Genomic DNA, 12,074 nt, shown 5'->3' with positions numbered 1-12,074 from the left:
ATTTGTGATTTTTATTTTTTATTTTTGCATTTTGCATTGACCTGGATAAACAGCACAAATGCTGGAAGAAATTCCTATGGACGAATTTGTTCAGGGTTAAATAGAACTATAAATTGGGAAATCCTTTGAGGGGAGAAGGTTATGGCTTTTAAAATAGGAGTGCCGCAGGCTCTCCTCTACTACAAATATTTCCCCCTGTGGAAAACCTTCTTTGATGAGTTAAATTGCCAAGTAGTCGTGTCCAATGCAACAAATAAGCGAATTTTAAATGCGGGACTTAAGGTTGCCGAGAATGAACTCTGTCTTCCAGTCAAATCCTTCTTCGGACATGTGTTGGATCTCGTGGACGAGGTAGATTTTCTATTCATCCCGCGTCTTGTCAGCGTGGATACCGATGGTTATACCTGTCCAAAACTTTTGGGTCTTCCGGATATGGTGGAAAACACCTTGAGAGAGCTTAAGGGCAGGGAAGGTTTTGATATTCTTTGTTCCTCGGTCGATTTAAAGGAGAAGAGACCTTGGCCTCTCTTCTTTGAGCAGCTGGGAGAAAAATTGGGACATGCTCCCTCACGAATCTTTGAAGCATCCAAAAAGGCTCAAAAAGCTCAGGAGCAATTCCACTCTTTACTCATGCGAGGTTACCTACCCACCGAAATATTTACGGGCGGGGGAAGAAAAGGGAGTCAAGGATATCTGCCCACCCCGACTCGTCGGGGCGGACGGGCAGGCAGGCTAACCATCGGGATAGCTGGACACTGTTATCTCATTTATGACCCTCACATAAGCATGAATATCGTGAAGAAAATCCAGGATACGGGAGCGTGCATCCTCACCCCTGAGATGGTACCGGATTTCGAGATCAAAAAATCCCTGTCCGCCTTGCCCAAGCCACTTTTTTGGAATTACCAAAAACGGATTTTTGGAGCCGTTTGGCATTGGTGTCAAAATGGTCTTGTGGATGGAATCATTCACCTACCGGCTTTCCCCTGTGGACCGGACTCGGTGATGGGGGAATTTATCGAACATGAGGCAAAGGAGGCGGGCATACCTCTATCATCTATAAGCATCGATGAACACGCCGGAGAGGCGGGAGTGAGAACCAGGATTGAAGCCTTTATGGACATGATTCAATGGAAAAAGGGACCGAATACCAAAAGTTTCTCGGTTGAGAAAGCTGTGGATAAACCCCTGGGCTCGGAAAGAATACGCATACCCAGAAAGGAAAGAGTGGTAAGCTTTCCCAGAATGGGGGAGGACACACACCTGGTTTTAAAATATCTATTCGAAAGACTCGGCACAAGTTGTATTATCCCACCACCCACAACGGAGAGGACCCTCAAATTGGGCGTCAAATATGCTCCGGAGACCATTTGTCTGCCCCTCAAGGTTAATCTGGGGAATTATATAGAAGTTTTGGAGAAAGGGGCGAATGTTCTCGTCCACGCCGGAGGTTGTGGTCCCTGCCGATTTGGATACTATGGCGCACTGGCTGAATTAATACTCAGGGAGCTCGGTTACAAATTCGAATTCAAAATCTTGGAACCTCCTGGCAGTCAAGGCCTCCAAACCTTTGCTGACTTCTTTAGATTTTTCTCTCCAGGGAAAGTAAGTCCCATATTCTTACCTTTATTAAAGAGTATTATATGTGGCGTCGCTTCCTTATCTGGTAGGGCGTGGGTAGAGCTGTTGGCTTTGACTCCTCATGATCGCACTCTATGGCGGATCATCAAGGCTTCATTCTTAAAGAAAAGAGCCTTCGATATCGTCGAGAAAAGGGCGTTAGAGACGCGATGCTATGAAGCAAGGAAGGGGGAAACCACGAAGGCTTTGAAGAAGGCAAGACACTTCATTGATCAAGCACAGACCCTTGAAGAAATGGAGGAGGCAAAAGAAGAAGGTCTAAAACTTTTATCCGCCGTGGATATCGATTCCGCTCGGGATGTATTGAGAGTTGGTCTTGTGGGCGAATTTTTCATCCTCCTTGAGCCCTTCATAAATTTCGATATCGAGAGATTCCTAGGTGAGGAGGGCATCTACATCGAGCGAGGGGTTTATGCCTCCGATTGGATAGCTCCCACGAGGGAGAATGTAGTTGGAGGTACTCCTTACGAGGATTTGGTTGAAGCCGCCCATCCCTATTTAAAGCATAGAGTGGGTGGGGAAGGTTTGCCCACCGTTGGACATACGGCGATCTTGGCTGAACATGGTTTTGATGGTGTGATCCATATGATGCCCTTCACCTGTATGCCAGAGACCGTGGCAAAACAGATTTTGCCCGTAGTCTCTCGTGAACAGAACATACCAATCTTATCCCTGGTCATCGATGAACAGACGGGTAAAGCTGGAATACAGACCCGGCTTGAGGCCTTCATCGACCTGATGAGAAATAGAAGAGAGCTCATAAAAAGGAGATAATACAGGTAATTCAAAATTTAAAAATCAAAATGAAAAATGACAGTTTAAAATCCAAAATTAGGAGTCGTATGTCCGAGGTCCAATGTCCAAGGTCTTATAATCTTTTTGACTTCGGACTTAAAAAATATTTGGGAGCGTTTAATAAAATGTTGCTCTTTTTGATTTTGATAAAGACCATGTTAACCAATCCAGGTCTGAGATATTAACTCCTGTAAGTTCTAGTGGAGATCTTCCATTTTTAGATTTATCTCTGCTATTGGTGAAACGCTTAAACCGATAGCAGTTAACAAGGAGTTTTAAACTAGCATCAGCAGTTGACGCAAATTGGTAACCGTCCAAAAGTTTTAGCTTCTTGTTCAGCTGCTTAATTATATTTTCAGTGATGTTATTGTCTCGGGGGAGATTTGAATGGTATGAAAGCTGGCAAGGGCTTCATCAAGGGTTGGAGAGAAGAAAAGTTTATGAATGATGGCTCTGAGTTCTCGATTAGCTTGGCTACCTTTCTTCCCCTTAAGCTTAGGCAGGCGTTTTTTTACTTGTCTTACAAGGTGAATAACACAAGCCTGAACGGGGACACAGGGATAGACCTCTCTAAGCGCTCTAAGGAGACCCGGTCTCAAATCAATTACGGCAGCTTCAAGTGGATAGCCGATCTTCTCTCGAATATCTCTTATGAACCGCTTCGCGTTTTGGTAAGACTCCTGGGTCACGAAAAGGGCGTGCACGATGTCTTGAGACTTGATGTCAACAGCGAGAAGGAGAGTGTGCTCAATTCCCCCGACCTTAATGCTCTTGCCATCGATAGAGAGAACCCCAAACCACAGGGGAGAAAATTCTTGAGCGATTTCAATCGTATCTTTTGCCGCTTTGCCTGCAAGATGAACCCACCGGGAAATGGTAGCTGGAGAAAGATTCCCCTGCCCAACCATCGAAAGTCTACGAGCTACCACGCGAAAGGGTGTAAGACCTTCTACATTCATCCTTATTGCCTCCAAGATGAAAGGAATAGAATAGCGAAACCAGGGAAACTTTCTTCTCTTAAGAGCACTAAAAGTCTTCTTGCACTTCTTGCAGAAATATCGCTGGCTATGACCTTTTCGCACACCCTTGGAGTAACAACTTGATTGGTGGATCTGCCATGCTTCTTGGTATTAAGGCCTTTACAGAATGGACAACGCGCTCTTTTTTAGCCATTCTAAACTCCTTATCAACTGTTTTCATTGATAATTCTAAAAACCTAAAGGTAAACCTTTTATTTTGCTAATTTTAGCAACAATCTATTGAACGGCGTCAAAATTTTTGAATTTTGATCTAGGAGGTAAGTTTAAATGAAAGGATATCTAGGAGTCGATGTGGGATCGGTGAGCACAAATCTCGTTGTAATCGATTTTCGAGACGAAGTTCTGGCTTACGAGTATCTCAGGACCCGAGGCAATCCCATAAAAGCTGTGCAAGAAGGTTTAAGAAGCTTGAGAGGTAAATTACCTCTGGATATAGAAATTTGCGGTGTGGGAACCACGGGATCTGCTCGCTATCTCTCTGGAGTCATCGTGGGAGCGGATATCGTGAAGAATGAAATCACAGCCCATGCCGTGGCAGCCATTCATGTCATTCCAGAGGTGAGGACGGTCTTGGAGATCGGCGGGCAGGATTCCAAACTGATAATAATTAGAGAAGGAGTCGTGATCGATTTTGCCATGAACACCGTCTGTGCAGCGGGTACCGGTTCCTTCCTAGATCACCAGGCCACTCGTCTTGGCATCCCCATCGAGGAATTCGGCACATATGCTCTTAAGGCTTCTTCTTCCGCTCAAATCGCGGGTAGGTGCACCGTGTTCGCTGAATCGGATATGATTCATAAGCAACAAATGGGATATCCCGTAGAGGACATAATCTATGGACTTTGTGAAGCTTTGGTCCGAAATTATTTAAATAATCTAGCTAAAGGGAAAGAGCTTCTGCCCCCCATAGTTTTTCAAGGTGGAGTGGCCGCAAATGAGGGCATGAAACGAGCTTTTGAAGGGGCTTTGGGTGTGGAAGTGGTAGTTCCCAAATATTACCACGTAATGGGAGCCATAGGCGCAGCCCTTTTAGCCAAGGAAAAGGTAATCACCGATAATTCTCGCAGTAATTTTAAGGGTTTTGAAGCCTCCGAAATTGAGTACACCACTTCGAGCTTTTACTGCGGAGGATGCCCCAACAACTGCGAAATTGTGAGAATACAGGTTTCGGGAAAGACCCTGGCTCGCTGGGGCGGAAGATGTGGTAAGTGGGAAATGGAGCAAACCGAAGAGGAACAAGCAATGCCACCCGAACCAGAGGTTCAAATACCCACCATATCTCAGTAGACAAGATCATCAACTCGGTCGATAAATCAACTCCTTCATTTAATCTCACCCTGAGCTCAGAAGCCCGGAGCCGAACCTTCAGCTTCTGAACCGCACAGTCGAATTTAAATACCATTCCCAGAAAAAATTTGACTTCAAATTCTTAAGTTGTGAAAATAATCTGGACTATTAACGAGTTAGGTTTGCATTTTAGACATTCGATTGGTGTTAACCCATCCTTGTTAATATACACAGCAAAAATGCAGTGAGGGAGCTCTTTATGTTCGAGATTCTTGAGAAAAAGGTACTCTCACCGGAGGTTAGCTTGATCCGCATCTCCGCTCCGGATATCGCTAGAAGAGTTAAAGCTGGTCAATTTGTCATCATAAGGATCGATGAGCGCGGTGAGAGGATTCCTCTAACCGTTGCCGATTTCGATAGGGGAGAGGGGACTCTGACCATCATCTTCCAGGAGGTTGGTAAAACGACGAAGCATTTGGCGAGTCTATCCGAAGGCACTCTCCTCGCCGATGTCGTGGGACCATTGGGGCATCCCACGAAAATAGGAAATTATGGCTGTGTCATCTGCGTGGCAGGGGGTGTCGGTGCTGCTCACATCTATCCTGTTACCCGAGCGTTTAAAAATGCTGGAAATCACGTGATTACCATCTTGGGGGCAAGAAGTGCCAATCTCCTCGTATGGGAGGATGAACTGAAGATGGCGAGCGATGAGCTTTACATCACCACGGATGACGGAAGTAAAGGGCGTCATGGGCTGGTCACCGATGCTTTAAGGGATCTCCTTCAGGAGAAGAAGGTGGATTTAGTCATGGCCGTGGGTCCAGCGATCATGATGAAATTCGTTTGTAAGACCACCCTGGATTTTGGGGTGAAAACTATGGTTAGTCTCAATCCAATAATGGTCGATGGGACGGGAATGTGCGGAGCCTGCCGTGTCTCCGTGGGAGGAGAAACGAAGTTTTGCTGCGTTGATGGGCCAGATTTCGATGGTCATCAAGTCGATTTCGATCTCCTCATAGCCAGGCAGCGAATGTATCTCGAAGAGGAAAAAATAGCCCTTGAGCACTACGCAAAGAGGTCTGACAATTAAGGTGGCGAGAATTGGGGAGCAATCGAGGACTGGAGAAATCAAGGAAAGTAATGATGCTGCAAAGGGTGAAGATGGCTGAGCAGGATCCGAAGGTGCGCATCACGAACTTCGATGAGGTTGCCTTGGGATATACACCCGAGCAAGCCGTCCAGGAGGCGAAGCGCTGTCTTCAATGCAAGAAATTTCCTTGTGTTCAAGGTTGTCCCGTGGAGGTAGATATTCCAGCTTTTATTCAATTCATAGCAGAAGGGGATTTTATCGGAGCCATTCGGAAAATAAAGGAGAAGAACTATCTTCCCGCCATCTGTGGAAGGGTCTGTCCCCAGGAGGATCAATGCGAGAAGCTCTGTGCCCTGGGGAAGAAGGGGGAGCCCTTGGCTATCGGGCGACTTGAAAGATTCGCTGCCGACTATGAGCGAGCCCAGGGGATGGTGGAGATTCCCCCTAGGCCCAAGTCCACTGGGGAAAGGGTAGCGGTCATCGGCTCCGGTCCCGCTGGTCTTACCGTTGCTGGAGACCTGGCACAGCTAGGACACGAGGTAACCATCTTCGAGGGACTGCACAAGGCGGGAGGGGTTCTGGTTTATGGGATTCCAGAATTCAGGTTGCCGAAGGCTATAGTCCAAGCCGAGGTCGAATACTTGCAAAAGCTCGGTGTGGAGATCAGGACGAGTACCGTCATTGGGAAGCTGTTCACTATCGACGACCTCTTGAACAACAGATACGATGCCGTGTTCATCGGCACAGGTGCGGGGCTACCTTTATTTTTGGGTATTCCAGGGGAAAACCTCAATGGGGTTTATTCCGCCAATGAGTTCCTCACTCGCTCAAATCTGATGAAAGCATACCTATTCCCAGAATACGATACACCGATCAAAAGAGGGGAAAAGGTCGCAGTGGTGGGTGGGGGCAATGTGGCCATGGATGCCGCTCGCACGGCTCTTCGCCTGGGCGCAGAGGATGTTTACCTCGTCTATCGCCGCTCGGAGGCCGAGATGCCGGCACGGGTGGAGGAGATCGAGAGGGCTAAAGAGGAAGGGGTCATTTTCAAGCTCCTCACCAACCCCACAAAGATATTGGGTAAGGACGGCTGGGTTTGTGGCATGGAGTGTTTGAAGATGGAACTAGGTGAACCCGATGAATCGGGACGCCGGCGTCCCGTTCCCATAAAGGGTTCAGAATTCGTAATCGATGTTGATGTTGTAGTAATCGCCATTGGAACGGGTGTCAATCCTCTCATTCCCAAGAGCACCCCTGGACTTAAGTTAAACAAGCGAGGATACATTATAGCCGATGAGGAAACCGGAAGGACCTCAAGGGAAGGAGTTTACGCTGGTGGTGACATCGTTACCGGTGCCGCCACGGTCATCCTGGCGATGGGAGCTGGAAGAAAAGCTGCTACAGCAATTGATGAGTATTTAAGGAATAAAAGCTAATTAACATATCCTCATTATTTCCCCAAGAGTTATTTTATCCTCCCAAGTTTCAAAATATACCTCCCCTTATGCTAGTCGATAGGTCAAGTAGCACAAGCTATTTGCCGATAAAAGACATGATCGAAATTATGACTTCTCCCGCGAAAGTGATAATAGCAAGAATGTAATCGCAAAGAGTAGACAGGTATTCGTGAATCTAAGGAAAGCGAGAGCGGAGATGTTAAGAATGGGCGCATTAATTATAAACTTTGCAATCAATGAAAATAACAGACTAATAATGGCAATGATGAGCGAGATGATCGATAGGATCTTCACTCCTCCATTTCACCCCCTTCTTTGGAACTTTCCGTTATCCTTTTTCTTTTCCTCCCCTCTTTAAAATTTCCTTTTTTATTTTGGTAATTCCTATACATCTGGTACTGGTTTGACCAACAGTTGCACGCTTCCTCATCGGTGAAATCGATGAAGATTCCCTCAACGAGAAACTAAAAAATTTGGAGAGCTTGCTTGCTCGAGAGATCAACTATGTATCCATGAAAAAGGAAGAGTTCCAAGAGGAAGCGCGAAAAAAGTCACCTCTCGTCCTAAGAGTTCTTGAAGAGCCAAAAATATTTATCATTGGAGATGAGGATGAACTTCGAAGATTGCTTAAAAAGGGCTCTATCAAACCTTTTAAACCAGTAGGAACACAGGTAGAAGATCTCTTTGCGAGTGCCGAAAAAGATATAAAAGCTTCCCAGGAAATTCTTGGATTGGGTTACTACGGAGTAAGCAGGGATACTGCTTATGAAGCAATGCTTAAAACGGGAATGGCTCTTATGTTCCATCACGGTTTCCGACCCGAAGCAGGAAGCCACCGTTTGACAATCATTAGATTTGCTGAAAGGATTCTCGGCTCAAAAGATCGCCATCTGATTCTCGAATTTGATAGACTAAGAAGGTCACGCCATCAAAGGCTTTATCGAAGAAAAGAACAAGCTTCTAAATCCCAAGTTCAAAAAGCCGTTAAAACTGCACAAGAACTTTTAAAAGCCAGCATTTGATCTGTAACATATCTTTGAAAAGATTAACAAATCTTTCCTGCAGTAGCCAACTTCTATGTTTAATCCCGGCAGGATAATAAAAATTTGACGGTATAGGAATATAATATATAATATGCTCATATTACAAATCTATATATCAAGGAGGATAAAGTAAATGGCGACCTTTACCTCACGAATCACAATTCTTTTATCTCCCGAAGAGCAAAAGCGTTTAGAGGAAATCGCTCGTCAGCGGCATACTTCTATTGGCTCTCTTATTCGCAAAGCTCTCCACCAAACCTATATCAAAGAACCATTAAAAGCACGGGAAAAAGCGGCGGAGTATCTTTGCTCCCTTGAACTTCCCGTGGACGAATGGGAGAAAATGGAGAAGGAGATAATTGAAGGCACTTCTTTCACCCCTTCTTGCGATCAGTGAAAAGATTGTGCTTCGAGCCTCAAAGTTTATCCTGGAATACTCTTCTTTAAATGCTCGTGATGCCCTTCATGTTGCCACTATGCTTGAGAATAACCTAACCCATATTTTATCTGCTGATACCCACTTTGACCTGGTAAAGGAAGTTATACGTTGCAATCCAGCTGATTTTACGATGGCACGATGATTAATTCTTCCAATAAATACCTTTTCATGTAACATATCTTTGAAAAGACGTCCAAGGTCCCCAAAGACCTCCAGGTTAGCGGGTAGATATTGTCAAATATCTTTCTGAATGGCGTCCATGAATCATCTTTACTACGGGGATAAGGGATTAACAAATCTTTCTGCAGAAGCGAATCTCAATGTTCGGTAGGAATCATTGTCTTAGGATATATTTGACGAATTCTTTTTGGACGCGGGTGAAGAGCCTTCTTTGGTCGTAGACGAGATAAAGGTCTCTATAGAGATCGATATCCTTGAGCGTAACCGTCTTTATCGTCCCTAAACGAAGGGCTTTTTCAGCCGCCCATCGGGAGATGACGGAAATTCCCAAACCTCCCTCAACTGCGGAAAGCACCGCTTGCGTACTGCCAAGCTCCATGACCACGTTGAAGTCGTTCAAGGATAGATTCAGCTTTTCCAGAGCTTTTTCGAAGGACCTTCGTGTACCAGATCCCATCTCTCGCATGATGAAGGGTTCTTTGAGTACCTCCTTCACGCTCATGCTTTCCTGGGTGCAGAGGGGGTGATTGGCGGGCAGGATCAGAATTAGTTCATCCATGGCAAGCTTGGTCAATTTGAAATTTTCTCTGGGGATATAGGTTCCTATGAATCCTATATCGATCTCGGCACTCACCAATTTCTCCACTATTTGCTCTGAATCTTCTATTTGAAGGGTGAGTTCAATGTTGGGAAATTTCTCTTTAAAACCTCCCAGGATTTTGGGAACCACATATTCCCCGGGGATGGTGCTCGCTCCCAATTTCAGCCGTCCTCTTAAGCCCCCTTTAAGTTCATCTATGGATTGCTCCAGCGATTCGTTTGTTCTCAAAATTTCCCTGGCGAATTGATGGAAAATTTCTCCAGCTTCGGTCAGTCTGACCTTGGGTCCGGTTCGATCTAACAGTACTTCTCCGTAGGTTTTCTCTATAGCTTGTATTTGAAAACTTATAGCAGGCTGCGAGAGAGAAAGCACCTTAGCTGCTTCAGAAAAACTTTCTTTCTCAACTACGGTGATAAAGGTTTTAAAGTAATTGATATTCATATCAATTCTTCCCCTAAAATAGCTGAGGGGATTATTCCCGCTCTCATGAAGGTGGATTTATGACCCACCTTCAAATAGCTTGTATTATTAAAATTCTTTATAATTATTTAAAATCCTTCAATGGTTTTGCAGGGAAAGTGTAGATTTTTATTGAATCTAGGCGAAGACGGGTTAAGCGAGGAAGGAATCATATATGTCAGAGGAATATGTGGTTATCTTTCATTCCACGCATCATGCCCTGCGGGCGGAGAAGATTTTGAAGGGAAGTAAACTCGAAGCCAAGATGATACCCCTTCCCCGTAAATTCTCAGCCGAATGTGGATTGGCGCTAAAGATAAGTGGCGAAATAAAATCCCTGGCGGAGAAGACTCTCTCCTCTCACGAGGTGGAATATAAGGGCATCTACAAGTTGGATTAAAAGCTGAATTGAAGGGTTATTTGTGCTATGTTTTTAATGAAAAAGAAGAGAATATGAAATTGTGGCTTTAACAAAGTGGAGTTAACTCTCTTTTCCCACTTGTTAGGATATGTTATGGGACGGGAGGAGAGATGGTCAAAATAGTACCCATTGAAATAGGCGATGTAGTAAAGATGAAGAAATCCCATCCCTGCGGGTCAAATGAGTGGGAAGTGACGAAATTGGGAATGGACATCGGACTCAAGTGCCTCGGCTGTGGGAGGAAAGTGCGACTCATGCGCTCGAAGTTCGATCGTAGGTTTAGAGGATATATCAGAAGGATGAGAGAAGAGGGTTAAGATGCAGGTCGGTATCGTGGGACTTCCCAATGCAGGAAAAACTACTCTATTCAATGCCCTGACCAAGGCGGGAGCCGAGGTGGCGAATTACCTGTTTACAACCACCTCTAAAAATGTGGGGGTCGCCGAGGTTCCCGATGAGAGGTTGCACAAGATCGCGGATATTGTCAAGTCCCAAAGGATAATTCCTGCGACCATAAAATTTGTGGACGTCGCTGGATTGGTTCGGGGAGCCAGCAAAGGTGAGGGCTTGGGCAATCAATTTTTAAGTTATATTCGAGAGGCCGATGTCTTAGTTCACGTGGTGAGATGTTTTAAGGACGAGAATATCGCCCACTTGGATGGAGAGCTCCACCCCATCGTGGATATAGAAACCGTTAATTTGGAACTCATACTGGCCGATCTCGAAGTCGTGGAAAGACAGATTGGGCGAGTGGCTAAACATGTGAAGGCCGGGGAGAGGAAATATAAGGAAGAAATGGAGGTACTGGAGAGGGTAAAGGATGCTTTGCAGAGGGGCATTCCCGTGCGAAATGTTGATTTGATCCCGGAAAGGAGACAGATTTTATCCTCTCTTAATCTACTCACCGCCAAGCCGATTATCTACGTGGCCAACATTTCTGAGGAAGGCATACCTGGCGAAGGGGATATGTTGGCGAGACAGGTTCTTGACCAGGCTCGATCGGATGGTCTGGAAGCCGTCGTCATCCCCGCGAAGCTCGAAGCCGAGATCGCCGAGCTCCCCAGCGATGAGGCCAAGACCTTTCGAGAGGAAATGGGACTCGATAAATCCGATCTCGGTAGGTTGATACGCATATGTTATGAGCTTTTAGGTTTGATCACTTTCTTCACAACCGCCTCGAATGAATGTCGTGCCTGGACGGTGAAGAGAGGTACAAAAGCTCCTCAGGCAGCTGGAAAGGTTCACACCGATATGGAGAAAGGTTTTATAAAAGCGGAGGTTGTATCCTATGAGGATTTGGTGAGGGATGGGTCCCTCCATGCCGCTCGCGAGCATGGACACCTTCTTTTAGAGGGAAGGGAGTACGAAGTCCGTGACGGCGACATAATTTATTTTAAGTTCGCGGTGTAAAATTTTGGATTTTGCTCTGCCATTTTTCATTTTGCAATTTGCATTTTAAATGAGGTCTAACCTTTATTCCCGTAGAAACAGGTCTTTAGACCTGTTAAAGCTGGGTTAACGGACCTAAAGGTCCGTTTCTAGTGCGCCTGTGAGCGTAGTCTACTCCAGGAAGAACCTAATGGCAGCATTCAGGAGAGTAAAAGAAAACAAAGGAGGCGCA

Annotated in this window: 11 protein-coding genes; 9 read left to right on the top strand and 2 right to left on the bottom strand. The window is 45.5% G+C overall.

The annotated features are described in order from the left end of the window. Positions 1-141: 141 nt before the first annotated feature. The gene (locus QMD66_07605; GenBank protein ID MDI6822691.1) at positions 142-2,415 is read left to right on the top strand and encodes an acyl-CoA dehydratase activase-related protein; all 2,274 of its coding nucleotides are present in this window, start codon (positions 142-144) and stop codon (positions 2,413-2,415) included. A 368-nt stretch (positions 2,416-2,783) separates the two neighbouring features. Here the strand turns inward: QMD66_07605 and QMD66_07600 are convergent, their stop codons facing one another. Then, a complete protein-coding gene (locus QMD66_07600) occupies positions 2,784-3,395 on the bottom strand; it encodes a transposase (GenBank protein MDI6822690.1) in 612 nt (203 codons plus the stop codon). A gap of 348 nt (positions 3,396-3,743) precedes the next feature. Here QMD66_07600 and QMD66_07595 point away from each other — a divergent pair, with 348 nt between their 5' ends. The 5 genes from QMD66_07595 (at position 3,744) to QMD66_07575 (ending at position 8,750) form a co-directional block, all read left to right on the top strand. Further along, positions 3,744-4,763 carry an acyl-CoA dehydratase activase gene (locus QMD66_07595; GenBank protein ID MDI6822689.1) on the top strand — a complete coding sequence of 340 codons (1,020 nt, stop codon included), beginning with the start codon at positions 3,744-3,746 and terminating at the stop codon, positions 4,761-4,763. Positions 4,764-5,022: 259 nt separating this feature from the next. Further along, positions 5,023-5,853, top strand: a complete 831-nt coding sequence (locus tag QMD66_07590) for a sulfide/dihydroorotate dehydrogenase-like FAD/NAD-binding protein (GenBank protein MDI6822688.1) — start codon at positions 5,023-5,025, stop codon at positions 5,851-5,853. A 50-nt stretch (positions 5,854-5,903) separates the two neighbouring features. Further along, a complete protein-coding gene (gltA, locus tag QMD66_07585; protein MDI6822687.1) occupies positions 5,904-7,289 on the top strand; it encodes an NADPH-dependent glutamate synthase in 1,386 nt (461 codons plus the stop codon). Between the two features lie 533 nt (positions 7,290-7,822). After that, a complete protein-coding gene (locus QMD66_07580; GenBank protein MDI6822686.1) occupies positions 7,823-8,332 on the top strand; it encodes a HEPN domain-containing protein in 510 nt (169 codons plus the stop codon). 154 nt (positions 8,333-8,486) lie between these two features. Further along, a complete protein-coding gene (locus QMD66_07575; protein MDI6822685.1) occupies positions 8,487-8,750 on the top strand; it encodes a CopG family transcriptional regulator in 264 nt (87 codons plus the stop codon). 376 nt (positions 8,751-9,126) lie between these two features. Here the strand turns inward: QMD66_07575 and QMD66_07570 are convergent, their stop codons facing one another. Next, the gene (locus QMD66_07570) at positions 9,127-10,014 is read right to left on the bottom strand and encodes a selenium metabolism-associated LysR family transcriptional regulator (protein MDI6822684.1); all 888 of its coding nucleotides are present in this window, start codon (positions 10,012-10,014) and stop codon (positions 9,127-9,129) included. Between the two features lie 193 nt (positions 10,015-10,207). Here QMD66_07570 and QMD66_07565 point away from each other — a divergent pair, with 193 nt between their 5' ends. From QMD66_07565 to ychF, 3 genes are all read left to right on the top strand, one after another. Continuing rightward, a complete protein-coding gene (locus tag QMD66_07565; protein MDI6822683.1) occupies positions 10,208-10,432 on the top strand; it encodes a DUF3343 domain-containing protein in 225 nt (74 codons plus the stop codon). A 131-nt stretch (positions 10,433-10,563) separates the two neighbouring features. Continuing rightward, positions 10,564-10,770 carry a DUF951 domain-containing protein gene (locus tag QMD66_07560; GenBank protein MDI6822682.1) on the top strand — a complete coding sequence of 69 codons (207 nt, stop codon included), beginning with the start codon at positions 10,564-10,566 and terminating at the stop codon, positions 10,768-10,770. Position 10,771: 1 nt separating this feature from the next. After that, entirely contained in the window at positions 10,772-11,863 is a 1,092-nt protein-coding gene (gene ychF / locus QMD66_07555; protein MDI6822681.1) for a redox-regulated ATPase YchF, read from the top strand. Positions 11,864-12,074: the final 211 nt, after the last annotated feature.

Source organism: Actinomycetota bacterium, assembly GCA_030018275.1.
Taxonomy (GTDB): domain Bacteria; phylum Actinomycetota; class Aquicultoria; order Subteraquimicrobiales; family Subteraquimicrobiaceae; genus Subteraquimicrobium.
The sequence above is the reverse complement of the archived record's forward strand: the minus strand, read 5'-3'. Positions and strand labels throughout refer to the sequence as shown.